This is a genomic window from Pseudomonas sp. LFM046, from assembly GCF_000949385.2.
In the GTDB taxonomy this organism is placed as follows: domain Bacteria; phylum Pseudomonadota; class Gammaproteobacteria; order Pseudomonadales; family Pseudomonadaceae; genus Metapseudomonas.
The window spans coordinates 936,305-961,217 of the sequence record NZ_JYKO02000001.1 but is presented as its reverse complement, the minus strand read 5'-3'; the positions used below and the strand labels follow the sequence as shown (position 1 = coordinate 961,217).

Genomic DNA, 24,913 nt, shown 5'->3' with positions numbered 1-24,913 from the left:
GGCGCCTGATGGCGCCCCGTCGGTGTTGATCCATGGATCGTTTAGATGGCTTTCAGGGTGCCCTTCGGCAGGGTTGCCGCGATAGCGCCTTTCTGGAACTTCAGCTCGACGCTGTCGGACACTTCGATGACCACGAAGTCATCGGTGACCTTGGTGACCTTGCCGGCGATGCCACCGGAGGTGACCACTTCGTCACCCTTCTGCAGGCCGGAGAGCAGGTTCTTGTGCTCCTTGGCGCGCTTGGCCTGGGGACGCCAGATCATCAGATAGAAGATGACCAGGAAGCCGATCAGAAAAACCCACTCGAAACCAGTACCGGCGGGACCGGCAGCGGCGGCCGGTGCAGCGGCGTCGGCATAGGCGGCGGGAATCAGAAAGCTCATGTAGCACTCCTGTTACAAGAATTTGAAAGTCCAGGTCTTGAACGAAACTTGCTCTGACTCAATCCAGCGGCGGCGTTGGCAGGCCGCGACGGGCATAGAAGGCATCGACAAAGGCGGCCAATTTACCCTGTTGGATAGCCTCGCGCAAACCAGCCATCAGGCGCTGGTAATGGCGCAAGTTGTGGATGGTATTCAGCATGCTGCCCAGCATTTCGCCGCATTTATCCAGGTGGTGGAGATAAGCGCGGGAGAAGTTCTTGCAGGTGTAACAGTCGCAGCTCGCATCCAGCGGCGACTCATCGTGCTTGTGCACCGAATTGCGAATCTTCAGCACGCCGGTTTCGATGAACAGGTGGCCGTTTCGAGCGTTTCGGGTCGGCATCACGCAGTCGAACATATCCACCCCGCGACGCACGCCCTCCACCAGGTCTTCCGGCTTGCCGACGCCCATCAGGTAGCGCGGCTTGTCCGCCGGCATCCGGCCAGGCAGGAAATCCAGCACACGGATCATCTCTTCCTTCGGCTCCCCCACGGACAGGCCACCAATGGCCAGGCCGTCGAAGCCGATCTCGCTGAGCCCTTCCAGGGAACGCATGCGCAGCTCTTCGTGCATGCCGCCCTGGACGATGCCGAACAGCGCAGCGGTGCTTTCGCCGTGGGCCGTCTTGGAGCGCTTGGCCCAGCGCAGGGACAGTTCCATGGAGCGCTTGGCGGTATCGAAATCCGCTGGATAAGGCGTGCACTCGTCGAAGATCATCACGATGTCGGAGCCCAGGTCGCGCTGGACCTGCATGGACTCCTCGGGCCCCATGAACACCTTGGCGCCGTCCACCGGGGAGGCGAAGGTCACGCCCTCTTCCTTGATCTTGCGCATGGCACCAAGGCTGAACACCTGGAAGCCACCGGAATCGGTGAGGATCGGCCCCTTCCACTGCATGAAATCGTGCAGGTCGCCGTGACGCTTGATCACCTCCATGCCCGGCCGCAGCCAGAGGTGGAAGGTGTTGCCGAGGATGATCTGGGCGCCGATGCCCTCGATGTCGCGCGGCAGCATCCCTTTCACGGTGCCGTAGGTTCCTACAGGCATGAAGGCTGGCGTCTCGACGACGCCACGAGGGAAGGTCAGGCGGCCGCGACGGGCCCTGCCGTCAGTGGCCAGCAGCTCGAAGTTCATCCGGCAGGTGCGCGTCATGCTTGGTCCTCGGGTCCGCGCGGGGCGGGATTGCGGGTGATGAACATGGCATCACCGTAACTGAAGAATCGGTACCCCTGCTCGACCGCTGCAGCGTAGGCGGCCATGGTCTCCGGATAGCCAGCAAAGGCCGAGACCAGCATCAGCAGGGTGGATTCGGGCAGATGGAAGTTGGTGACCAGGGCATCGACCACATGGAAGGGCCGCCCCGGGTACAGGAAGATGTCGGTATCACCACTGAAGGCCTTCAGCTGGCCATCCCGCGCGGCGCTTTCCAGAGAGCGCACGCTGGTGGTGCCAACGGCGATCACCCGGCCGCCACGGGCACGGCAAGCCACCACGGCATCGACCACGTCCTGGCCCACTTCGAGCCATTCGCGGTGCATGTGGTGATCCTCGATGCGCTCCACCCGTACTGGCTGGAAGGTACCAGCGCCCACGTGCAGGGTGACGAATGCGGTATCGACACCCTTGGCGGCGACCGCCTCCAGCAGGGCCTGGTCGAAATGCAGACCGGCCGTGGGTGCCGCGACGGCGCCGGCATGCCGGGCATAGACAGTCTGGTAGCGTTCGCGATCCGCCTCGTCGTCCGGCCTGTCTATATAGGGAGGCAACGGCATGTGGCCGACGCGCTCCAGCAAGGGCAGGACCTCTTCGGCGAACTTCAGCTCAAACAGGGCATCGTGACGGGCGATCATCTCGGCCTCGCCGCCGCCATCGATCAGCAGGATCGACCCCGGCTTGGGGGACTTGCTGGAGCGCACGTGAGCCAGCACGCGATGGCTGTCCAGGACGCGCTCGACAAGTATTTCCAGCTTTCCGCCTGACGCCTTCTGGCCGAACAGGCGCGCAGGGATCACCCGGGTGTTGTTGAACACCATCAGATCGCCGGGACGCAGGTATTCCAGCAGGTCGGCGAAGTGCCGATGGCTCAGGGCTCCGGTTTCACCGTCCAGAACAAGAAGGCGGCTGGCGCGACGCTCGGCCAGGGGGTGACGGGCAATAAGAGCTTCGGGAAGCTCGAAATGGAAGTCGGCTACGCGCATGGTGGGGGGTCGTATCGCAGGGGCGCAAATAGTACAGGAAATGCCCATTCCTGACCACGGAGACGGATTGACCGGCCCAGAGCGCCTCCCTATACTGCGCGCCCATCGTGCCTCGGTGGCGGAATGGTAGACGCGGCGGATTCAAAATCCGTTTCTGGCGACAGAGTGAGAGTTCGAGTCTCTCCCGGGGCACCACGATGATCCTCAAGCCTTCCCAAGGCTTTCCCTCCTAAGATCCCCGCCTGTCTGGGCCCTAATTTACCGCCTATAAACTTTGGCCTTTCGGGGATTGGCAATTCCCCAAAACTTACGTAGAGTTGGCCAACTGTGTTTGCATGGGTCGCTGTTGAATCGTGACCTGATGCGGTAGATCACCAGATCCGCTACATCCCGCTCGACTTCTCTTACCTCTTTGCAACCAGTTTCCAGCCCTTCTGCCGCGCGAGTGAACAGCAGGCTGTCATCAACTTCAGTTTCAAGGATTAAAGATATGTCGAATCGTCAAACCGGCACCGTCAAGTGGTTCAACGACGAGAAAGGTTTTGGTTTCATCACCCCGGAAAGCGGCCCGGATCTGTTCGTTCACTTCCGCGCTATCGAAGGCTCCGGCTTCCGTAGCCTGAAAGAAGGCCAGAAGGTTACCTTCGAAGCCGTTCAAGGCCAGAAAGGCATGCAGGCTGACAAGGTTCAGGTCGTTAACTGATCCTGAGCTTCGCCGAAAGCCCCTGATGGAAACATCAGGGGTTTTTTTATGCCCGCGAATCGACTGCTAGAATGGCGCGCCCTCAACTCGCCAAGAGCCCGCAATGCCGAAACATCAGCTGCGCCCCCAGGGCGACTTTCCCAAAGCCGGACTGGTCCGCCGCTTCGCCGCGATCTTCTACGACTTCCTGCTCTGCGTCGCCCTGCTCATGGTGGTCACCCTCCTCTACCAACAGGTAGTGCTGCGCCTGATCTACGGCGGCGAACGCCTGCGCCAGCTGGCTGATCAGGGCGCCCTTTCCGGCGACCCATTGCTGTCGACCCTGCTGGTATTCGCCCTCTTCGGCTTCTTCGCCAAATTCTGGACTCACAATGGCCAGACCCTCGGCATGCAGGTCTGGGGCATTCGCGTGCAGAACAAGGACGGCTCGGCCATCAGCCTGTGGCAAGCGCTTCTGCGCTTCGTGATCGCCATCGGCTCCTGGCTGGCCCTCGGACTGGGCTTCCTCTGGAGCCTCTGGGACAAGGACAAGCGCACCTGGCATGACATCTACTCAGAGACCCAGGTCGTGCACCTACCCAAGGGCGTGCACAAAAAGTGATCCCATGAAAAAGCCGGCTAGAAGCCGGCTTTTTTCTTGCCCGAGAAACCGGTCAGCCGGCCCGTCGCAACAGCCAGAGGCCCGCCAGGGCACAGACGCCCGCCGGCACCAGCACGGCAAACAACGGCGAGAAGCCGAACACCAGGCTGGATGGCCCCAGCAGATCCTGGCTGATACGCACCACGAAGCCGATCACGACGCCGGTAAACACCCGCTGCCCCAGGGTCACCGAGCGCAGCGGGCCGAAGATGAAGGAAATCGCCATCAGCACCAGCGCCGCGGTGACCAGCGGCTGCAGTACCTTGGTCCAGAACGCCAGCCAGTAGCGGCCATTATTCAGTCCCTGCTCCCCCAGGTAATTGGTGTAGCGCCAGAGACCGGAAATGGACAGCGCCTCGGGCTCCATGACCACAGTGCCCAGCAGCTGCGGATTGAGCTCGACGTCCCAACGCTCACTGGCATTGTTCATCACCTCGGTGTGGTCGCCACGGAAGTGGGTGGTGGACACATCTTCCAGTTGCCAGTGATCACCCTGGAACAATGCGCGCCTGGCGAAGCTCGCCGACTGCATGTGGCGCTCGCCATCGAAGCGATAGCGGGTGACGCCATAGAGCACGCCGTTAGGCTGCACGGCGTTGATGTGCACGAACTCTTCGCCCTGGCGATGCCAGAGACCGCGCTTGGAGCTCTGCGCGTCGCCGCCACCCTGGGCCAGGGCGCGATTGGCCTGAGCCAGGTTCTCACTCCAGGGGGCGGCGTACTCACCGATCAGCACGCCTACCACCATCAGCACCAGCATGGGCTTCATGACCGCCCAGACGATGCGGCCAACGGATACGCCAGCGGCGCGCATCACGGTCAGCTCGCTGCTGCTGGCCAGGCTGCCGAGACCGATCAGACTGCCGATCAGCGCCGCCATGGGCAGCATGTCGTAGATGCGTCGCGGCAGAGTGAGGAAGACGTACCAGGCTGCGGCGAACACGTCGTAATCGCCCCCCACGTCGCTCAGTTCGTCGATGAACGCGAACAGCGCCGCCAGGCTGACGATGACCCCCAGCACCGTGAGGATGCCAAAGAACACGCTGGTGCCGATGTAACGATCCAACCTAACCATGGGCCACCTCACGGGCATTACGACGAGCCGCCCACTTCAGGCGCAGAGGCTCCCAATACAACATCAACAAGCCAATCGCGGCGAAGATCCCATGCACCCACCACAGGCCAACAGCCAAGGGGATGCGACCCTTATCCAGCTGGCCGCGAGCGGCGATCAGCAAGGACAGGTAAGCCATGTAAAGCAGGATTGCCGGGAGCAATTTGAGGAAGCGGCCCTGGCGCGGATTGACCCTGGACAGCGGCACCGCCAGCAGCGTGACGACGAACACCAGCAGCGGGATGGACAGGCGCCACTGCAGTTCGGCCCGGTATTTCGGGTCGGCGCTGCCGATCAGCTCGGACGTCGACACCGCCTCGCGCTCGCCGATCTCGGAACTGATTTCCGGCTTGGGCAACAGCACGCCGTAGGTTTCGTACTGGATGATGCGGTAGTCAGCCTTGCCCGGATTGCCGTCGTAGCGGAAACCATTCTTCAGGATCAGGTAGCGGCTGCCGTCCGGCTGAATCTCCTGGTGGCCCTTCTCCGCCACCAGCACGCCGATGCCACGGTCCTTGCCCTGCTCGCGGGATACACGCTTCTCGGAGATGAACACGCCGCCCAACTCACCACGATCGGGAGAAAGCGTCTCGGCATAGGTCACCCGGCCGCCGCCCTTGAGCGCCTGGAAGCGTCCGGGCACCAGGGTATCGAGTTCGGTCAGGGCGTCCTGTTCGTTGAGGATGCGCTCCACCTGGCTCACGCCCTGAGGCGCCAGGCCCAGGCTCAGCCAGGCCACCAGCAGGGCCACCAGGGCAGCCGGCACCAGGCTGTAGGCCATCAGGCGCTGCTGGCTCATGCCGGTGGCCGAAAGCACGGTCATTTCGCTATCGAGGTAGAGCCGGCCGTAGGCCAGCAAAAAGCCGAGGAACAGCCCCAGGGGCAGGATCAGCTGGAGGAATCCGGGAATCCGGAAGCCCATGATCATGAACAGCACGCCGGGGTCCAGGGCCCCTTGTGCGGCCTGGGCCAGGTACTTGATGAAACGGCCGCTCATGATGATCACCAGCAGCACGGCACTGACCGCACTGAGGGTAACCAGGACCTCGCGGGAGAGATAACGGAAGACAATCAAAACCAGACACTCCAGGGTTGTCAGGCTCAGGCGGCAAAGCTCAAACTAGCCGCTTTATGGCCAGCCCGCCGTTCAGACGGGCCACTGAAAAAATAGCCGGCATTATCCTGCGATTAGGGGCGCGTGTCACGGCGACTAGAACCCGCGAACCACGTAGACCAAAAGCGCCCCGCTCCGTTCAATTCCGCCCATTTACGCCGGCAGTGGTACGGAAATTGGTACGAACCAGTCGGCCACTTTCGGCGCCCAGACCCTGAAGCCATGAAAAATTAATGGCGTACTGCCATTGACTGACCAATTACGGTCAGGATAATTGCGCGACCTCAAGAACAAGGCTGCCATGGATGACTACGAACGCTATCGATAGGGTAAAGCTGCAAGTAACGAGTGACTCGCGCTGGTCGATACCACTGCCGAACGCGAACAATCCAACCCACGTAGCTTTNGGCAAGGCCTGGATGGGCGAGGACGCGCCCAACGATTACCTGGTGCCGGCCATGAAGGCGCTGGGCATCCGCAAGCGGCGGCAGTACGATACGCGCCACACCTATGCGACGATGCTGCTGATGGCCGGTGCGAACCTCGCGTTCATCGCCAACCAGCTGGGGCACACCGTTGAAGTCCTGCTGAGCACTTACGCCGAATGGATCAATTCGCCATCGGACTGGTCTGAGCTGGCGAAGCTGCAAACGCACGCAAATGGTACGAAATTGGTACAGGACGAAACGGAAGTCGATTTAATCCGTTTTAAATCAAGCACATACGAAAAAGCGCCGGGAACATCCTGCAATCCCGGCTCTTTGTCTTGGGGACACATGTCATGGAATTCCTCGTCAAAAGCGCCCGTCCGGAAACCCTGAAAACCGCCACCCTGGTCGTCGCTGTCGGCGAAGGCCGCAAGCTGGGCGAGGCCGCCAAGGCCATCGACGAAGCAGCCGGCGGCGCCATCACCGCCCTGCTCAAGCGCGGCGACCTGGCCGGCAAGGTGGGCCAGACCCTGCTCCTGCACAGTCTCCCCAACCTCAAGGCCGAGCGTGTCCTGCTGGTGGGTAGCGGCAAGGAGCGCGAACTCTCCGACCGCCAGTTCCGCAAGATGATCGCCGCCGTGAATGGCGTGCTGAAAGGCCTTGGCGGCAGCGACGCCACCCTCGCCCTCGGCGAACTGGCAGTCAAGGGCCGCGACGCCTACGGCAAGGCCCGCCTGATGGTGGAAACCCTGGCCGATGGCGCCTACGTCTTCGATCGCTTCAAGAGCCAGAAGGCCGACCCCAAGGCCCTGAAGAAAATCACGCTGCTGACGGACAAGGCCGACCAGGCCGACGTCGAGCGCGGCAGCCTGCATGCACAGGCCATCGCCAACGGCATGGCCTTCACCCGTGATCTGGGCAACCTGCCGCCGAACCTCTGCCACCCCAGTTTCATCGCCGAGGAAGCCAAGGCCCTGGCCAAGGAGCACAAGAACCTCAAGGTTGAAGTGCTGGACGAGAAGAAGCTCAAAGAACTGGGCGCCGGTGCCTTCCTCGCGGTGGCCCAGGGCAGCGAGCAGCCGCCGCGGATGATCGTGCTCAACTACCAGGGCGGCAAGAAGGACGAGAAACCCTTCGCCCTCGTGGGCAAGGGCATCACCTTCGACACCGGTGGCATCAGCATCAAGCCCGCCGCAGGCATGGACGAGATGAAGTACGACATGTGCGGCGCCGCCAGCGTGCTCGGCACCTTCCGTGCCGTCCTGGAGCTGCAGCTGCCGATCAACCTGGTGGGCCTGCTGGCCTGCGCCGAGAACATGCCCAGCGGCGGCGCCACACGTCCTGGCGACATCGTCACCACCATGAGCGGTCAGACTGTCGAGATCCTCAACACCGACGCCGAAGGCCGCCTGGTGCTGTGCGATACCCTGACCTACGCCGAGCGCTTCAAGCCCCAGGCCGTGATTGACATCGCCACGCTCACCGGCGCTTGCATCGTCGCCCTGGGCAGCAACACCTCTGGCCTGATGGGCAACAACGACGGCCTGGTCAAACAGATCCTCAAGGCCGGCGAATACGCCGACGACCGCGCCTGGCAACTGCCGCTGTTCGACGAATACCAGGAGCAGCTGGACAGCCCCTTCGCCGACATCGCCAACATCGGCGGCCCCAAGGCCGGCACCATCACCGCTGGCTGCTTCCTGTCCCGCTTCGCCAAGAAGTTCCACTGGGCTCACCTTGATATCGCAGGCACTGCCTGGGTCAGCGGTGGCAAGGACAAAGGCGCCACCGGCCGCCCGGTGCCCCTGCTCACCCAGTTCCTGCTGGACCGTCTCAAGTGAGGATAGAGTTCTACGTCCTCTCCTCGGCCAACCCGGCGGACCGCCTGCGCGCGGCCTGCCAGTTGGCCGCCAAGGGCTGGCGGCACGGGCTGCCAGTCCTGCTGCGTTGCAGCGATGCCGCCCAGCGCGACGAGCTGGACCAGCTGCTGTGGCGCTTCCGCGCCGAGAGCTTCATCCCCCACAGCCTTGTGGAAGACGATGCCGGCGCCCCGGTGGTGCTGGCCCTGGATGAGGAGCCGGCGACCCAGCAGGGTCTGCTGATCAACCTCGCCTCGACCATTTCCCCCCACGTCGACCGCTTCAGCCGCGTCATCGAGATCGTCAACCAGGAGCCCGCGCTCCTTGCCGCCTGCCGGGAGAATTTCCGCACCTACCGGCAGCGGGGCTATGATCCGAAACGAGTCGAACTCTAGCCGTACTGCCCCATGGATACCCCCAAGCCCCCCCACAAGCCGGCACACCTGCTGGACGACCTCGAATCCATCCGTGCCCTGCTCGACGATGAACCCAGCGGCGCCGAGCCGCCCCTGCTCACCGACAGCCTGGGCGCCGACGGCATTCCGCTGCTGTCCGAGATCGTCGAACCCGCGCCGGTCCAGCCAGCGCCACCCGTGCAGCCCCTGGCCCCCGTCCAGGCGGCGCCAATGGCCCCGGCACCCAACCCGACGCCCGCTCCTGCACCCGCGCCGCCCCCCAACCAGCCCATGGCCGAAGCGATCCGTCAGCGCATGACGCCCGCCGGAAACCCCGAGCTGACACGCCTGGACAACGAACTGCGCGCCGCCGCGCAGTTGATCCTGCAGGACGTGATCGACGACTTCGTGCCGCAGATCGAAGCCGAACTCAAGCGCCGCCTCGAAGCGCGCCTGACCCGTCTGCTGCCCCCGCGCCGGCCGTAAGGCGGCGCGCCAGGGCCGATCCAGGCCACCTGCAACGCCGGCCAATTCTTTCGCCGGCCCGTTGCCGCTATACTCCCCCGTTTTCCCATTCAGTTGCCTCTAGGGTCCCCGCCGAACCATGGACAAGACCTACCAGCCCCACGCCATCGAGACTTCCTGGTACCAGACCTGGGAGAAGAACAACTACTTCGCCCCGCAAGGTTCCGGCGAGTCCTACACCATCATGATCCCGCCGCCGAACGTCACCGGCAGCCTGCACATGGGTCACGGCTTCAACAACGCCATCATGGACGCCCTGATCCGCTATCGCCGCATGCAGGGCCGCAACACCCTGTGGCAGCCGGGCACCGACCACGCCGGCATCGCCACCCAGATGGTGGTAGAGCGCCAGCTGGCCGCCCAGGGCGTCAGCCGCCATGACCTCGGCCGCGAGAAGTTCCTCGACAAGGTCTGGGAATGGAAAGAACAGTCCGGCGGCACCATCACCCGCCAGATCCGTCGCCTCGGCTCCTCCGTGGACTGGAGCCGCGAGCGCTTCACCATGGACGACGGCCTGTCCAACGCGGTGAAGGAAGCCTTCGTGCGCCTGTTCGACGACGGCCTGATCTACCGTGGCAAGCGCCTGGTCAACTGGGACACCAAGTTCCACACCGCCATCTCCGACCTCGAAGTGGAAAACCACGACGAGAAGGGCAACCTGTGGAACCTGCGCTACCCGCTGGCCGACGGCCACAAGACCGCCGACGGCAAGGACTACCTGATCGTCGCCACCACCCGTCCGGAAACCATGCTGGGCGACAGCGCCGTTGCCGTGCATCCGGAAGACGAGCGCTACAAGAACCTGATCGGCACCTTCGTCGAACTGCCCCTGGTGGGTCGCCGCATCCCGATCATCGCGGACGAGTACTGCGACCCCGAGTTCGGCACCGGCTGCGTGAAGATCACCCCGGCCCACGACTTCAACGACTACGAAGTCGGCAAGCGCCACAACCTGCCGCTGATCAACATCTTCGACAAGCACGCCGCCGTGCTGGCCCACGCCCAGGTATTCAACCTGGACGGCAGCGTCAACCACGACCTGGACAGCAGCCTGCCCGCGCAATACGCCGGCCTCGACCGCTTCGAAGCGCGCAAGCAGATCGTTGCCGCCTTCGACCAACTGGGCCTGCTGGAGAAGGTTGAAGACCACGCCCTGAAAGTGCCGAAGGGCGACCGCTCCGGCACCGTCATCGAGCCGTGGCTGACCGACCAGTGGTACGTCTCCACCAAGCCGCTGGCCGAGCCCGCCATCGCCGCCGTGGAAGATGGCCGCATCCAATTTGTGCCCAAGCAGTACGAGAACATGTACTTCTCCTGGATGCGCGACATCCAGGACTGGTGCATCAGCCGCCAGCTCTGGTGGGGCCACCGCATCCCGGCCTGGTACGACGAAGAAGGCAACGTCTACGTCGGCCGTGACGAGGCCGAAGTCCGCGCCAAGTACAACCTGGGCGACATCGCCCTGGAACAGGACGAAGACGTGCTGGACACCTGGTTCAGCTCCGGTCTGTGGACCTTCTCCACCCTGGGCTGGCCGGAACAGACCGACTTCCTCAAGACCTTCCACCCCACCGACGTGCTGGTCACCGGCTTCGACATCATCTTCTTCTGGGTCGCCCGCATGATCATGCTGACCATGCACCTGGTGAAGAACGAGGACGGCACCCCGCAGGTTCCGTTCAAGACCGTCTACGTCCACGGCCTGGTGCGCGACTCCCAGGGCCACAAGATGTCGAAGTCCAAGGGCAACGTCCTGGACCCGCTGGACATCGTCGACGGCATCGACCTGGAAACCCTGCTGGAAAAACGCACCAGCGGCATGATGCAGCCCAAGCTGGCCGAGAAGATCGCCAAGCAGACCAAGGCGGAATTCCCCGAAGGCATCAACAGCTACGGCACCGACGCCCTGCGCTTTACCTTCTGCTCGCTGGCCTCCACCGGCCGCGACGTGAAGTTCGACATGGGCCGCGTCGAGGGCTACCGCAACTTCTGCAACAAGCTGTGGAACGCCGCCAACTTCGTCATCGAGAACACCGATGGCCAGGACTGCGGCGTGAATGACGAGCCGGTGGAACTGTCCTCCGTGGACCGCTGGATCATCTCCGCGCTGCAACGCACCGAAGGCGAAGTGGCCCGCCACCTCGACCAATTCCGCTTCGACCTGGCCACCCAGACGCTCTACGAGTTCATCTGGGACCAGTACTGCGCCTGGTACCTGGAGCTGGTCAAGCCGGTGCTCTGGGACGAGAACGCCTCCATCGAGCGCCAGCGTGGCACCCGCCGCACCCTGATCCGCGTGCTGGAAGTGGCCTTGCGTCTCGCCCACCCCTTCATGCCCTTCATCACCGAAGAGATCTGGCAGCGCATCAAGGGCCAGGCCGGCAAGAACGGCGACACCCTGATGCTGCAACCCTGGCCGGTTCCGAACGAGGCTCGCATCGACGCCGCCGCCGAAGGCGACATCGAGTGGGTCAAGGCGCTGATGCTCGGCGTGCGCCAGATCCGTGGCGAGATGAACATCTCCATGGCCAAGCGCATCGACATCCTGCTCGCCAACGCCAACGACGAAGACCGTCGTCGCCTGGCCGACAACGAGCCGCTGTTGAAGAAGCTGGCCAAGCTGGAAAGCATCCGCATCCTGGCCGCGGGCGACGAAGCCCCCATGTCCGCCACTGCCCTGGTGGGTGACATGCAGGTGCTGGTGCCCATGGCCGGCCTGATCGACAAGGACGCCGAACTCGCCCGCCTGGACAAGGAAATCCAGCGTCTGGACGGTGAGGTGAAACGCGTTGGCGGCAAGCTCTCCAACGAAGGCTTCGTCGCCAAGGCGCCGGCCGACGTGATCGAGAAGGAGCGCGCCAAGCTGGCCGAGGCCGAACAGGCCCTGGCCAACCTGACCGAACAGCGCGGCCGAATCGCCAGCCTGTAACCTCCTCCACAAGGCCCGCAACTGCGGGCCTTGTCTTTGCAGGGACGTGAAGACATGCCGATCACCCTCGAATTCGAATCCACCCTCCCCGTCTCCCCGGAACGGGCCTGGGCATGGATCACCCATGTCGATTACCTGCGCGAGGAAATGCGCCCCTGGCTGTGGATGAGCATTCCACGCGACATTCGTAGCCTGGAAGACTTCAGCTTCGCGCCCGGACGACCGCTGTTCACCAGTTGGCTCTGGCTCTTCGGCTGCCTGCCGCTGGGCACCTCGCGCCTGACGCTGCAAGCGCTCACCCCAGGTATCGGCTTCATCGAGGAATCCCCGATGACCGGCATGCGCCTGTGGCGCCACGAGCGCAACCTGCATGCCGTGAGCGGCGGCACGCGGATAGTGGATCGCCTGACCGTGGAGCCCCTGTTCGGCAACCGGGCGGTGAAAGTCTTCCTGCTCCTGTTCTTCAGCGGCCGCCATCGCACCCTGCGCCGCCGCGCTTCCTGAAACGACAAGGACCTCCCATGGAAACCAGCAAGACCAAGACCAGCTTCTACCGCCGCCTGTACGTCGCCTGGCTGATCGACAGCGGCGAAGCCACCAGCGTGCCAGCCATCATGGACGCCACCGGCATGCCCCGCCGCACCGCGCAGGACACCCTGCTGGCCCTGGGCGAGCTGGATATCGACTGCCACTTCGAGCAGACCGAAGGCGAGCGCAACAACGCCGGGCACTATGTGATCCGCGACTGGGGTGCCATCGACAAGCGCTGGATCGCCGCTAACCTGCATCAGATCAAGGCCGTGCTCGGCTATCCCTGAGAACCTGCTGCCCCCGCAAGGAACTGGGAGTCACGCTTGAACCACGAACTGCTCTGGGTCCTGGCCCTGCTGCTGGCCGCCATCACCCTGTTCGTTCTCAACAAGCCACGCATGGACGTGGTTGCCCTGCTGGTGATGGTGGCCCTGCCGCTCACCGGCGTACTCGACATCAGCGAAACCCTGTCCGGCTTCAGCGACCCCAGCGTGGTGCTGATTGCCGCCCTCTTCGTCATCGGCGACGGCCTGGTGCGCACCGGTATCGCCTACCACCTGGGCGACTGGCTGGTCGCACGGGCCGGCAGCAGCGAGACGCGCCTGCTGGTGCTGCTGATGCTGGCTGCCGCCGGCCTCGGCTCGGTGATGAGCTCCACGGGCGTGGTGGCCATCTTCATTCCGGTCGCCCTGGGCGTGGCGGCGCGGCTGAAGATCCCCCCGGCGCGCCTGATGATGCCCCTGGCCTTCGCCGGCCTGATCAGCGGCATGCTCACCCTGGTGGCCACCGCCCCCAACCTGGTGGTGCACAGCGAACTGCGCCGCGCGGGCCTCGACGGCTTCGGCTTCTTCAGCCTCACGCCCGTGGGCCTGGCAATCCTGGCCATGGGCATCGTCTACATGCTGTTGACCCGCCATTGGCTGACGCCCCGCAACGCCGACGACGCGGATACCGCCCCGCGCCTGACCCTGGCGGACCTGGCCGCGGCCTACCGTCTCGACGATCGCGAACGGCGCCTCAAGGTACGCGCCGACTCGCGCCTTGCCCGGCAGACCCTCGACGAGCTGGAACTGCGCTCGCAGTACGGCATCAACGTGATCGCCGTCGAGCGCCAGCGACGCTTTCGCACCCTGCTGTTGATGGCCACCGGCAACACCCTGCTGGAACCTGACGACGTGCTGCTGGTGGACCTGGTCAGTCCGGCGATCGGACTGCTCGGTGCCTTTGACGAACTAGGGCTGGAGCCCCAGCCCCTGGCTGACTCGTACTACAGCCTGCACGCCCACCAGTTGGGGCTGGCCGAAGTGGCGCTGCCGCCGGAATCCCTGCTACCGGGCAAGACCATCCAGGAGCTCGGCTTCCGTTCCCGCCACAAGCTCAACGTGGTCGGCCTGCGTCGCCGCGGCGAGGCCCTGGAAGGCGTGCTGGTGGATGAAAAGCTCAAATCCTCCGACACCCTGCTGGTGGCCGGCGAATGGAAGGCCATCCACCAACTGCAGGGCCAGGGCCGCGATTTCCTGGTGCTGAGCCTGCCCGCCGAGGTGGACGAAGTGGCCCCCACCGCGCGCAAGGCGCCCTACGCCCTGCTCAGCCTGGCGGTGATGATCATCCTGATGGTCAGCGGCCTGGTGCCCAACGTGATGGCGGCGCTGATCGGCTGCCTGCTGATGGGCGCCTTCCGCTGCATCGACCTGGACAGCGCCTACCGGGCCATCCACTGGCCCACCCTGATCCTCATCGTCGGCATGCTGCCCTTCGCCCACGCCCTGCAGCAGACCGGCGGCATCGACCTCGCGGTAAAAGGGTTGGTGGCCGTGCTCGGCAATGCCGGGCCCTACGCCATGCTCGCCAGCCTGTTCGTCGTCACCGCACTGATCGGCCTGTTCATCTCCAACACCGCCACCGCCGTGCTCATGGCTCCGGTGGCCATCGGCACCGCTCAGCAACTGGGAATGTCACCCTACCCCTTCGCCATGATCGTTGCCCTGGCCGCCTCGGCTGCCTTCATGACCCCGATTTCGTCGCCGGTGAACACCCTGGTGCTGGGCCCTGGCCAGTACCGTTTCGGCGATTTCGTGAAAGTGGGCGTGCCCTTCACCCTGCTGGTGATGATCGTCAGCGTGTTCATGGTGCCGCTGGTGTTTCCGCTCTGAGCTTCAATCAAAGGGAAATGCCGGAGCACGCGCCATGACCACTTACCGCCGTCTGCTGCTGGTCGCCCTGTTTCTCGGCCTGCTGCTGGCGGCGTTCCAGCTCAGCGGGCTGCGGGAACACCTGAGCCTGCAGTACCTCCACGACACCCTGCTGGCCAACAAGGGCTGGGGCCTGGTGCTCTTTTCCCTGCTGTTCGCCCTGGGCAACCTGATCCAGATTCCCGGCTGGATCTTCCTTGCCGCGGCCGTCCTGGCCCTGGGCCGCGTCTGGGGCGGTCTGGCCACCTACCTGGCAGCCACCTTTTCCTGCTGTTCCACCTTCGCCCTGATTCGCCTGCTGGGCGGCAACGCCCTGCGCGAACTGGACAACCGCCTGGCGCAACGCATCATCACCCACCTCGACCAGCGACCGGTGGCCGTCATCACTCTGCTACGGGTGATTTTCCAGACCGTGCCGGCGCTCAACTACGCCCTCAGCCTGAGTGGTGTGCGCTTTCGCCACTACCTCATCGGCACCCTGCTGGGTTTGCCACTGCCCATCGCGGCCTACTGCCTGTTCTTCGACTACCTCGGCCGCGCCCTTCATGTCACCTGACGTGAGGTCCCCGCCTGTGGGAAAATTCCGCGTTTCCCCCTGCCGACACCGCCACCATGCCGCAACCACCCAAGCGCCCTCGCCCCGCCGCCGCCAAGCCGACTGCCCCTGCCAAGGGCCAGCTGCACCCGCGTAACCGCCATCAGGGCCGCTACGACTTTCCCCGGCTGATCCAGGGCAGCCCGGAGCTGGCGCGCTTTGTCATCACCAACCCCTACGGCAAGGAAAGCATCGACTTCGCCGACCCAGAGGCGGTGAAGGTGTTCAACCGCGCCCTGCTGCGGCAGTTCTACGGCATTCGCCACTGGGACATTCCCGCCGGCTACCTCTGCCCGCCCATCCCCGGTCGCGCCGACTACCTGCACGGCCTGGCGGATCTGCTGGCGGAAGACAACGATGGAGCGATCCCGCGCGGCACGGGCATTCAGGCGCTGGATATCGGCGTGGGCGCCAACTGCATCTACCCGCTGATCGGCCATAGTGAATACGGCTGGCACTTCACCGGCGCCGATATCGACGGCACGGCCCTCGGCTCAGCCCGCGCCATCGTCCAGTCCAATCAGTTGGCGAGCGCCATCGAGCTACGCCAGCAACCGGCTCCACGGAACATCTTCAAGGGCCTGATCGCCCCCGGTGAGCGCTTCGACCTGACCCTGTGCAACCCGCCCTTCCACAGCTCGTTGGAAGAAGCCACCAGTGGCAGCCGGCGCAAGTGGAAGAACCTCGGCAAGCTCGACCCCAAGCGCAAGTTGCCGGTGCTGAACTTCGGCGGCCAGGGTGCCGAACTCTGGTGCGAAGGCGGCGAAGTGGGCTTTCTGCAGCGCATGGTGGACGAGAGCGTGCAGTTCAAGGATCAGGTGCTCTGGTTCAGCAGCCTGGTCTCCAAGGGCGGCAACGTCCCCGGCATGGAAGCCCGCCTGCGCCGCAGCGACGCCGTGGAAATCCGCGTACTGGAAATGGCGCAGGGCCAGAAGCAGAGCCGCTTCGTGGCCTGGACCTTCCTTGATGCCGAGAAGCGAGAAGCCTGGCGCAAAGCGCGCTGGAAATGACCCTGTGGGGGCGATTTCAATCGCTGAGCAGACCGCAGGTCTGCCCACTCAACCGACCGCGAAACACCCATCCAACCGGCTGTAACCCATCCCCACACCCTTGTGCACCTTGAGCTGCACCGGAATGCGTTCCTTCAGCGCCTCGACATGGCTGATCACGCCGATCATCTTGCCGCTGGCGTTCAGGGCATCCAGGGCATCGAGGGCGACTTCCAGGGTTTCGCCGTCCAGGGTGCCGAAGCCTTCGTCGAGGAACAACGAGTCGATGCTGGTCTTGTGGCTGACCAGGTCGGACAGCGCCAGGGCCAGCGCCAGGCTGACCAGGAAGCTCTCGCCGCCGGAGAGTGTCTTGCAATCGCGGGCGACGTCCGCCTGCCAGGTATCCACCACTTCCAGCTCCAGCTCACCGCCCTGGCGCCGGACCAGTTGGTAGCGGCCGTGGAGTCGCTGCAATTGCCGGTTGGCCAGGTGCACCAGATGGTCCAGGGTCAGGCCCTGGGCGAACTTGCGGTATTTGGCGCCGTCGGCCGATCCCACCAGCCCGTTGAGTCGCTGCCAGAGATCGCACGCGGCCTCCTGGCGGGCGATCTCGGCGAACAGGGCCTGCTGGCTCTGCCGGCGTTGCTCGTCCCCGGCGAGCTGGGCGCGGATTTCGCCCTGGCGCTGACTCAGGTCGCGCATGCGTTCCCCAAGGGCCTGCCATTGCGCGTCGAGCTGCTCGCGATCCAGTTCGCTCCCGGGTTCCGCCTGCAAGCGTTCAGCCTGGCCGCGGGCATCGGCCAGCAAGGCCTCGGCGTCGCCCAGTTCGCGATTGAGCCGCTGTTGCAGCGCTTGGAGGGCGGCGTGTTCGGTGTCGTCCAGCACGGCGGCGAGGAAGGCCGGTTCGTCAGCGAATGGGCTGGCCGCCAGGCCCCGGCGCCAGGCATCCAACTGCAGTTGCAGCTGATGGCGGGCGTCCTGCACCCGCTGGTCCTGGCTCTGCTCGCTGCCTTTCAACTGGTTGAGCCGCTGTTGGGCGCTGTCCAGCTCTGCCCCTACCGCCGCCAGCGCGACTTGCGGATCGTCCACTCGTGCCAGCGCCGCCTTCGCGCCATGGCCCGAAGCCTGCCAGCGCCCGTGCCAGAGACTGGCCTTCTCACGGGCAATGCCGAGGGCGTGTTGCTGGTCACGCAGTTGCCCTTCCAGTTGCTGGCTGGTGGTCTGGTCCTGCTGCCATTGCTGCCATTCCGCCTCGCGCTCGGCGAGCCAGGCATTCCCGGCCTCCGGCAGGCTGTAACCGAGGAGCGCCAGGCTGGCGGCCAGCCGATCGCGGCCCTCCTGCTGCTGGCGTGTCAGTTGCTCCAGGCGCTGGGCGCCGGCCTGTTGCTGATGGCCCAGACTGGCCTGGTCCTTCTCCAGCAGGGCGAGCTGGCTGCCGCTGTCCTGTAGCGACTTGTCCAGCCGCTGACGCAGGTCGCGGGCAGCGGCCTGGGCGGTTTTCAGCTGATCCAGCCGCGCCAGTCGGTCTTGCAGCGCCTGCAATCGCTCGCTGTGCCCCTGCCGCTCGGCCTGCAGTGCGGCCAGATCCGGCAGTTGCAGCTCGAGGACCTGGCACAGCTGGCGCCACTGCTCGACGTACTCACGCTGCTCGGCCTCGCCGCCTTGCAGGGACTCGTTGAGCTGAGTGATCTGCGCCTCCAGAGTCGCCAGACGGCTGTTCAAGGCGTCGCCCTGTTGGCGCACGTCTTCCTGGGCCGCCTTGCAGTCCCGCAGGGCCTGCTGGGTCGCGGAAAGGTTGAGCGCCTGGTATTCGGCAATGGCCGGGTGTTCGTGGGAGCCGCACAGGGGGCACGCCTCGCCCGGCTGCAGGGCGGCGCGATAGGCCTCCAGCTGCTGGATGCGCTGCTCCTGCTCCAGCAGTTTCTCCTTGTCGGCGATCTGCTGTTTCAACTCGGCAAAGCGCCGGCGCAGGCCATCGCGCTGCTCCATCAGGGTCTTCTGCTCGTCCTGCAGGGGTTGCAGTTGCTCGCGAGCGCGGGATTGCCGATCCGCCAACTGGCGGCGCTGCTGGGACAGCTGCTCCAGGCGTTCCAGCTGAGCGCCGCGTTCCAGCGACTGTTGCCATTGCGCGCGAATGGCAGCGTCGTCCTGTCCGGCGAGCAATTCATCGAGGCGGGCCTGCGCTTCGGCCTCGCCTTGCCGGGCCTGGCTCTGCTCGATCCTGACGCTCTCCAGTGCCCGGCGGGCCTGGGCCAGTCGCTGTTCCAGTTCGGCGGATTGCCTTGCCAGATCGGCCTGGGCGCTCTGTAGCGCGACCATTTCGTCACGGCGCCCGGCCTGTGCCTCGAATTCGGCCCTCCAGGCCCCAAGGTGCTCGCCCAGGCGAGCCCGCTGGGGTTGTTCGGCCAGGCGCAGTTGCAGGGCTTCACGCTCGGCCTGGAGGCCGTCCAGGGCCTTTTGGCGGGCCTGCACCCACTGTTCGCCCCGCTGGGAACCTTCCCAAAGCTGGTCGAGGATGCGTTCGGCCACGGCCTGCAGGTCATGGCGGGTGACCCGCAGATCGCTTTCACCCTGGTTCAGCTGTTGCTGGGCCCGTTGCCAGTCTCGGTGCAGGGGCAGCAACTGGCTGGCCGGTTCACTGGCGGCCAGGCGCTCCAGTTGCGGTCGTGCCTGCTCCAGGGCGGCACGGGCTGCCTGACCTTGTTGTTCAGCAACCTGCTGGCGGGCCAGGGCCTTGTCCAGCTCGTCCCGCCACTGGCGCTGGCGTTGCAGGTCCGACTGCCGCGCTTGCAGCTGGCGCTCGTCGCCGGCGAGGGTGTCGGCTTCCAGTTGCAGGGCGGCACGGGCCTCGTCGCTCAGCAGTTCCACGCCTTCGGCGCGGGCCCGCAGTTGGTCCAGCCCGGCTTTCGCCTCGCGGGTGCGTTCGAACACCCGTTGAGAGATGAGCCCGTAGATTTCGGTGCCGGTCAGTTCCTCCAGCAGTTCCGCGCGCTGGTTGGCGTTGGCTTCGAGGAAGGCGGCGAAGCCTCCCTGGGCCAGTAGCATGGATTTGGTGAAGCGGTCGAAGTCGAGGCCGGTCAGGCTTTCGGTGAGTCGGAGCTTGTCGTTGATCTTGTCGGTGAGGATTTCGCCATCCAGCACCCGCGCCAGCTCCACCTTCGGCGCTTGCAGGCCGCCATCGACCTTGTCGCGGGCACGGCGCTGACTCCAGAAGGCGCGGTAGGCCACGCCCTTCACCTCGAACTCCACCTCGGCGAGGCAGTCGGCGGTGTGGCGGGTCATCAGTTCGTTGAGGCTGGCCGACACCGTGCCCATACGCGGAGTGCGGTGGTACAGGGCGAGGCAGATGGCGTCCAGCAGGGTGGTCTTGCCGGCGCCGGTGGGACCGGTAATGGCGAACAGACCGTTGCCGGCAAAGGGTTCGCCGGTGAAGTCGATCTTCCATTCGCCCTTCAGGGAATTGAGGTTCTTCAGGCGCAGGCTGAGGATCTTCATGCGTCGCCCTCCTGCAGTTCGGCCAGCACGTCGCGGTGCAGACCCTGGAGGCTGCGGCGCAGGGCGTCGTCCAGCTCCTCGTTTTGTAGACGCTTGTCGAAGACGTCTTCGGGGTTCAGCTCGTCGAGGGTTTCACGGGATTCCCGCTGCAAACCAGGCTGAGCATTGCCGCGCTCACGGCGGATGCGCAGCACCTCCACCGGCAACCCTTCGCAGAGCGTTGCCAGCCGAGCCTGCAGGTCGTTGAGGTAGTCATCGGCGCTGACCAGCACCTCCACCCAGACCGGGCGCTCCGGCGTGCCCTCGCGGGCCACGTTCAGCAACTGCTCCGGCAGCTCCGCCAGGGAACCGCGCAAGGAATGCAGGGCCTGGAAGCGCGGCACCGGCAGCGCTTCCACCTTGTGCAGGCCGATACTGTCCAGCTCCACCAGCAGCACCTCCTTCTGCTGCGGCGCCTCGTCGAAAGCCAGGGGGATGGGCGAGCCGCAATAGCGGATGTGATCGAGGCCACCGACCTTCTGCGGCCTGTGGATATGTCCGAGGGCGATGTAGTCCGCCGCCGGGAAAGCGTTGGTGGGGAACGCCTCCAGGGCGCCGACGTAGATTTCCCGCACGGACTCGCTGGCACTGGCGCCCACCGTGGTCAGGTGGCCCGTGGCGACGATGGGCAGCCCTCCGCCCAGTTCGGCGCGGTGTTGCTCGGCCAGGGCGAAGAGTGCCTGGTAGTGCTCCTGGATGGCCTGCTGCAGGGACAGCTGCTTGTCCGCCGCGCTCTGTCCGGCCTGGCTTTGCAGCACGTCCCGCGGACGGATAAAGGGGATGGCGCAGAGGATGGCGCCCGGCTCGCCGCTGCGGCGCTTGAGCACCAGCAGTTGCTCGTCGAGCTCTGTGCCCACCGCCGGCACCACGCGGGTGTCCAGTTGCGCCAGCAGGGTACGGCTCTCGCCGAGCATGGCCACCGAATCATGATTGCCTCCCAGCACCACCAGGGCGGCGCCGGTGGCACGCAGTTCGACGATGAACTGGTTGTACTGCTCGCGGGCGTAACTCGGCGGTGCGCCCGTGTCGAACACATCTCCCGCGATCAGCACTGCATCCACCTGGCGCTCGCGCACCTGCTCGATCAGCCAGCGGCAGAAGGCCTGGTGCTCGGCCTGCCGTGTCTTGCCCATGAAATGCTGGCCCAGGTGCCAGTCGGAGGTGTGGAGGATGCGCATCGGAATCACTGTGGCGGAACGGAAATGCCGGCAACCCTGTCATTTCCTTCGAAGCCTGGCAACCGCCGAACCGCTATCCTTCCCAGCACCCGCTGCAGACAAGGACCGACATGCAACGCATTTTCCGCGACATCAAGATCATGCTGCTGGCCAACCTCTGGCTGATTCCGGTGATGGCGGCCCTGGTGGGCGCCCTCTTCTACTTCGTCGCGCCACCGCCGCCCATGCATGCCAGGCTCGCCACCGGCAATCCGGCGGGTGGCTACAACGCTTTCGGCGAGAAGTTGAAGGAGGAACTGGCCAAGCAGGGCTTCAAACTGGAACTGGTGCACAGCGCCGGCTCGCTGGACAACCTGGCCAAGCTGCAAAGTGGCGAGGCGGACATCGCCCTGGTGCAGAGCGGCCAGGAACTCACCCTGAGCGAGAAGGAACGGCGCCACCTGCATGGGCTCGGGGTGATGTACCAGGAGCCGGTCTGGCTGTTCCAGCGCAAGGGGCTGGACATCGACAGCATGGCCGACCTCTTGCAGCTGCGGGTGGCCATCGGCGCACCGAACAGCGGAACGCGCTCGGTCAGCGAGGCGCTGCTGGCGGCCAATCAGATCAGCCCGGAACGCTACCCGCCGCAGTGGCAGCCGGTCAGCGGCAGCCCGGCGGCCAACGCCCTGCTTGCCGGCGAGCTGGATGCCGGCTTCTTCCTCGGCCCGGCGGAGAACGCTGTGGTGCAGCGCCTGGCCGCCAGCCCGGAACTGGACCTGGTGAGCCTGCGCCGCAGCGCCGCCTACCGCGCACGCCTGCCCTACCTGACCCGGCTGGAAGTGGGCGAAGGCTTGGTCAACCTGGCCAGCAACAGCCCGTCGAAGGACATCCGTACCCTGGCACCGGTGGCCACCCTGGTGGCCAGCGACGACTTCCACCCATCCCTCACCCCGCTGATCCTCGAAGCCGCCCGCGAGGTGATGAAGGACGGCACGCTGCTTGACCCGCCTGGCGCCTACCCCAGTGCCAAGCCGCAGACCCTCGCCAGCCTGAGCGAGGCTGACTATTACTACGAGAAGGGCCTGCCGATCCTGCAGCGCTATGTTCCCTTCCGCTTCGCCTCACTGGCCGACCGCTACATCATCCTGCTGATCCCGCTGATCGTGATCATGATCCCGCTGACCAAGGCGGTCGGCCCGATCTACCGCTGGCGCATCCGCGCGCGCATCTACCGCTGGTACAAGTTCCTGCGCGAGGTCGACCGCAAGCTGGACGCCGGCACCCCGCCGGAACACCTGGAAGCCGAGATCGAAAACCTGGAGAAACTGGAGCAGCGCCTGGCCAAGGTGGAGGTGCCGCTGTCGTACTCCAACGAGCTGTACGACCTGCACCTGCACCTGCGCCATGTGATCGAGCGCCTGCAGGCCGTGCAGAGACGGCAGGCAGCCGAGGAACAGGTCGGGTAAACTGGCGCACTTTTACCGCCGGCGCCCGCGCGCCGGGTGTGCCCCAGAGAGCGAACGCCCATGCCCATCCGCCACTGCATCGTCCACTTCATCGACAAGAAGCCCGATGGCAGCGCTGCCGTGCTGCACGCCCGGGACAGCGTACTGGGCGAGTCCCAGGCCATGGAAAACCTGCTGGCCGACCTCAACGAGAGCTACAACGCCAAGCAGGGCAAGGCGTGGGGCTTTTTCCACGACGAGTCCGGCGCCTACCCCTTCAGCGGCTGGCTGAAGGAATACCAGGACGAGGCCCGTGACTTCACCGCCTTCAGCCGACAGGCCGTCGAGCACCTGCAGAAGCTGATGGAGGAATCCAACCTCTCCACCGGCGGCCATGTGCTCTTCGCCCACTACCAGCAGGGCATGACCGACTACCTGGCCATCGCCCTGCTGCACCACAGCGAAGGCGTTGCCGTGACCGACTCCCTGGAGGTCGCGCCAGCCAAGCACCTCGACCTGGGCCAGTTGCACCTGGCGGCGCGGATCAACCTCTCCGAGTGGAAGAACAACCAGCAGTCCAAGCAGTACATCTCGTTCATCAAGGGCAAGAACGGCAAGAAGGTGTCGGACTACTTCCGCGACTTCATCGGCTGCCAGGAAGGCGTCGACCCGCCCAGCGAGACCCGCACCCTGCTGAAAGCCTTCAGTGACTTCGTCGAGGCGGAGGACCTGGCCGAAGAGCAGGCGCGCGAGAAGACCAAGACCCTGGTGGACTACGCCAGCACCCAGGCCAAACTGGGCGAGCCCATCACCCTCGACGAGCTGTCAGGGTTGATCGACGAAGACCGCCCGCGCGCCTTCTATGAGCACATCCGTAACAAGGATTACGGCCTGTCCCCGGAGATTCCGCCGGACAAGCGCACGCTGAACCAGTTCCAGCGTTTCACCGGCCGCGCCGAAGGCCTGTCCATCAGCTTCGAGGCTCATCTGCTGGGATCGAAGGTCGAGTACGACGAAGGCCGCGACATGCTGATCATTCGCCAGCTGCCGACCCAGTTGAAGGACCAGTTGAAACGGCGCAAGGACTGACGACGACAAAGCCCGGCAATGCCGGGCTTTGCTTTTCCTGTAGGGGCGAATGAATTCGCCCCTACAAGAGAACCGTCCGCCCGGAATCAGAGCCCCTCGATGCGGAACCCCAGGCGCGGGAAGTGCACATGCACCACCCCGGCGCGCTCGTCCTCACGGCGCAGGATGATCTCCTCACGGCCGGCGAACAGCAGTTCACCCTCCACCAGATCGACGCCGTAGTCAGTGGCCGCAACCTGCACCTTCTGGCCGGGGACGAAGCCATTGGGGTCGCGGAAGTCCTCGCTGGGCAATGCCGCCGGGCTGGCATTGCGGGCGATTTCAATGGCCTCTGAGGCGGACAGCGGGCTGGAAGCCCCCTCGCCGAATCCCAGCACACGGCCAAACCAGGCCGCCACGTCCGGGTAGTCGTCCACCAGCGGTGCGGTTACCTGGGTGGCCTTGAGGAACCAGCAGCAGTGGGCCAGGGAGAAGTCAGCCACCGATGGTTCGCCGAAGAGGAAGTCGCCTTCGCTGCGCTCCAGCTGCTGCTGGAGTCGTCCCATCAGCACCGGCCAGTTGCTGCGGGCCTGCTCCACCGGCAAGCGGGTGGTGCTGCCGCCGGAGAACAGCTTGGCACGGTCGGCGAGGAAGGCCTGTTGCGCGGCGGGCGGCAGTTGGCCCATGCGCACGGCGATGGATTCGGGCTGGAACACCAGGGTCACGGCATGCTGGAAGATCACCGAATCCACCCACTGGGCGAAGCTGGCGACGTTGAACTCCTGGCCTTCCGGGAACAGCGCCGGACTGGCCTTTTCCGCCTCCAGGCGACGGGCGATCAGTGCGGTGTCGCAGTAGATATCGGCCCCGACTTGCAACACCGGCGTCTTGCGGTAGCCGCCGGTCAGCGCCATCAGGTCGGGCTTGGGCATGATCCGGGGAATATCCACCGAGCGCCACGACAGCTGCTTGTAGCCGAGCATCAGCCGCGCCTTCTTGGCGAAGGGCGAAGGCTCGTAGTGGTGGAGGATGAGTTCGGACATGGCAGGGCTCCGCTGCGATTGGAATGAGGTC

The 24,913-nt window shown here is 65.0% G+C and carries 21 protein-coding genes, 1 tRNA gene and 1 pseudogene; 15 read left to right on the top strand and 8 right to left on the bottom strand.

Annotation, left to right across the window (positions count from 1 at the left end; translation table 11 throughout):
* Positions 1–41: 41 nt before the first annotated feature.
* Genes yajC through queA form a run of 3 tightly spaced genes read right to left on the bottom strand, consistent with a single transcriptional unit; the run spans position 42 to position 2,621 of the window.
* On the bottom strand, positions 42–383 hold the full coding sequence (yajC, locus tag TQ98_RS04570; protein WP_044871963.1) for a preprotein translocase subunit YajC: 342 nt from the start codon (positions 381–383) through the stop codon (positions 42–44).
* 58 nt (positions 384–441) lie between these two features.
* Positions 442–1,557, bottom strand: coding sequence for a tRNA guanosine(34) transglycosylase Tgt (tgt, locus tag TQ98_RS04565; protein ID WP_177410208.1), 1,116 nt, complete (start codon positions 1,555–1,557; stop codon positions 442–444).
* 14 nt (positions 1,558–1,571) lie between these two features.
* Positions 1,572–2,621, bottom strand: coding sequence for a tRNA preQ1(34) S-adenosylmethionine ribosyltransferase-isomerase QueA (gene queA, locus TQ98_RS04560; RefSeq protein ID WP_044871965.1), 1,050 nt, complete (start codon positions 2,619–2,621; stop codon positions 1,572–1,574).
* Positions 2,622–2,730: 109 nt separating this feature from the next.
* Here queA and TQ98_RS04555 point away from each other — a divergent pair.
* The 3 genes from TQ98_RS04555 (at position 2,731) to TQ98_RS04545 (ending at position 3,925) form a co-directional block, all read left to right on the top strand.
* A tRNA-Leu gene (locus tag TQ98_RS04555) sits at positions 2,731–2,816 on the top strand.
* Positions 2,817–3,111: 295 nt separating this feature from the next.
* On the top strand, positions 3,112–3,324 hold the full coding sequence (locus tag TQ98_RS04550) for a cold-shock protein (RefSeq protein ID WP_016491057.1): 213 nt from the start codon (positions 3,112–3,114) through the stop codon (positions 3,322–3,324).
* A gap of 103 nt (positions 3,325–3,427) precedes the next feature.
* The gene (locus tag TQ98_RS04545) at positions 3,428–3,925 is read left to right on the top strand and encodes an RDD family protein (protein WP_044871966.1); all 498 of its coding nucleotides are present in this window, start codon (positions 3,428–3,430) and stop codon (positions 3,923–3,925) included.
* Between the two features lie 52 nt (positions 3,926–3,977).
* On the opposite strand, the gene lptG is transcribed toward TQ98_RS04545, so the two are convergent.
* Both lptG and lptF read right to left on the bottom strand, forming a co-directional pair.
* Entirely contained in the window at positions 3,978–5,039 is a 1,062-nt protein-coding gene (lptG, locus tag TQ98_RS04540) for an LPS export ABC transporter permease LptG (protein WP_044871967.1), read from the bottom strand.
* Complete coding sequence (lptF, locus tag TQ98_RS04535) at positions 5,032–6,153, bottom strand: LPS export ABC transporter permease LptF (protein WP_044871968.1); 1,122 nt, start codon at positions 6,151–6,153, stop codon at positions 5,032–5,034. The genes lptG and lptF overlap by 8 nt, the downstream gene beginning before the upstream one ends.
* A gap of 482 nt (positions 6,154–6,635) precedes the next feature.
* Between lptF and TQ98_RS28030 the strand changes: the two are divergent.
* From TQ98_RS28030 to rlmF, 10 genes and pseudogenes are all read left to right on the top strand, one after another.
* Positions 6,636–6,884: pseudogene (locus TQ98_RS28030) on the top strand (site-specific integrase); the annotation flags it as partial.
* A gap of 89 nt (positions 6,885–6,973) precedes the next feature.
* Positions 6,974–8,461 carry a leucyl aminopeptidase gene (locus TQ98_RS04525; RefSeq protein ID WP_044872009.1) on the top strand — a complete coding sequence of 496 codons (1,488 nt, stop codon included), beginning with the start codon at positions 6,974–6,976 and terminating at the stop codon, positions 8,459–8,461.
* A complete protein-coding gene (locus tag TQ98_RS04520) occupies positions 8,458–8,874 on the top strand; it encodes a DNA polymerase III subunit chi (protein WP_044872010.1) in 417 nt (138 codons plus the stop codon). Before TQ98_RS04525 ends, TQ98_RS04520 begins: the two co-directional genes overlap by 4 nt.
* A gap of 12 nt (positions 8,875–8,886) precedes the next feature.
* Positions 8,887–9,360, top strand: a complete 474-nt coding sequence (locus tag TQ98_RS04515) for a DNA polymerase III subunit chi (protein ID WP_103102882.1) — start codon at positions 8,887–8,889, stop codon at positions 9,358–9,360.
* Between the two features lie 118 nt (positions 9,361–9,478).
* Positions 9,479–12,328, top strand: a complete 2,850-nt coding sequence (locus TQ98_RS04510; protein WP_044872012.1) for a valine--tRNA ligase — start codon at positions 9,479–9,481, stop codon at positions 12,326–12,328.
* 54 nt (positions 12,329–12,382) lie between these two features.
* Positions 12,383–12,832 carry a hypothetical protein gene (locus TQ98_RS04505; RefSeq protein ID WP_044872013.1) on the top strand — a complete coding sequence of 150 codons (450 nt, stop codon included), beginning with the start codon at positions 12,383–12,385 and terminating at the stop codon, positions 12,830–12,832.
* Between the two features lie 17 nt (positions 12,833–12,849).
* Positions 12,850–13,146, top strand: coding sequence for a winged helix-turn-helix domain-containing protein (locus TQ98_RS04500; protein WP_044872014.1), 297 nt, complete (start codon positions 12,850–12,852; stop codon positions 13,144–13,146).
* 36 nt (positions 13,147–13,182) lie between these two features.
* The gene (locus tag TQ98_RS04495; protein ID WP_044872015.1) at positions 13,183–15,012 is read left to right on the top strand and encodes an SLC13 family permease; all 1,830 of its coding nucleotides are present in this window, start codon (positions 13,183–13,185) and stop codon (positions 15,010–15,012) included.
* Positions 15,013–15,046: 34 nt separating this feature from the next.
* Entirely contained in the window at positions 15,047–15,607 is a 561-nt protein-coding gene (locus TQ98_RS04490) for a VTT domain-containing protein (protein WP_044872016.1), read from the top strand.
* Between the two features lie 56 nt (positions 15,608–15,663).
* The gene (gene rlmF / locus TQ98_RS04485; RefSeq protein ID WP_044872017.1) at positions 15,664–16,656 is read left to right on the top strand and encodes a 23S rRNA (adenine(1618)-N(6))-methyltransferase RlmF; all 993 of its coding nucleotides are present in this window, start codon (positions 15,664–15,666) and stop codon (positions 16,654–16,656) included.
* A gap of 48 nt (positions 16,657–16,704) precedes the next feature.
* On the opposite strand, the gene TQ98_RS04480 is transcribed toward rlmF, so the two are convergent.
* Both TQ98_RS04480 and sbcD read right to left on the bottom strand, forming a co-directional pair.
* A complete protein-coding gene (locus TQ98_RS04480; protein WP_044872018.1) occupies positions 16,705–20,130 on the bottom strand; it encodes an AAA family ATPase in 3,426 nt (1,141 codons plus the stop codon).
* Positions 20,127–21,347 carry an exonuclease subunit SbcD gene (gene sbcD / locus TQ98_RS04475; protein ID WP_044872555.1) on the bottom strand — a complete coding sequence of 407 codons (1,221 nt, stop codon included), beginning with the start codon at positions 21,345–21,347 and terminating at the stop codon, positions 20,127–20,129. The genes TQ98_RS04480 and sbcD overlap by 4 nt, the downstream gene beginning before the upstream one ends.
* A 110-nt stretch (positions 21,348–21,457) precedes the next feature.
* On the opposite strand from sbcD, the gene TQ98_RS04470 reads away from it, so the two are divergent.
* Positions 21,458–22,792 carry a TAXI family TRAP transporter solute-binding subunit gene (locus tag TQ98_RS04470; RefSeq protein ID WP_044872019.1) on the top strand — a complete coding sequence of 445 codons (1,335 nt, stop codon included), beginning with the start codon at positions 21,458–21,460 and terminating at the stop codon, positions 22,790–22,792.
* Positions 22,793–22,852: 60 nt separating this feature from the next.
* Positions 22,853–23,860, top strand: a complete 1,008-nt coding sequence (gene yejK, locus TQ98_RS04465) for a nucleoid-associated protein YejK (RefSeq protein WP_044872020.1) — start codon at positions 22,853–22,855, stop codon at positions 23,858–23,860.
* 86 nt (positions 23,861–23,946) lie between these two features.
* Here yejK and TQ98_RS04460 read toward each other — a convergent pair whose 3' ends face one another.
* Positions 23,947–24,882: a glutathione S-transferase family protein gene (locus TQ98_RS04460; protein ID WP_044872021.1), complete on the bottom strand. Its 936-nt coding sequence runs from the start codon at positions 24,880–24,882 to the stop codon at positions 23,947–23,949.
* Between the last annotated feature and the right edge of the window lie 31 nt (positions 24,883–24,913).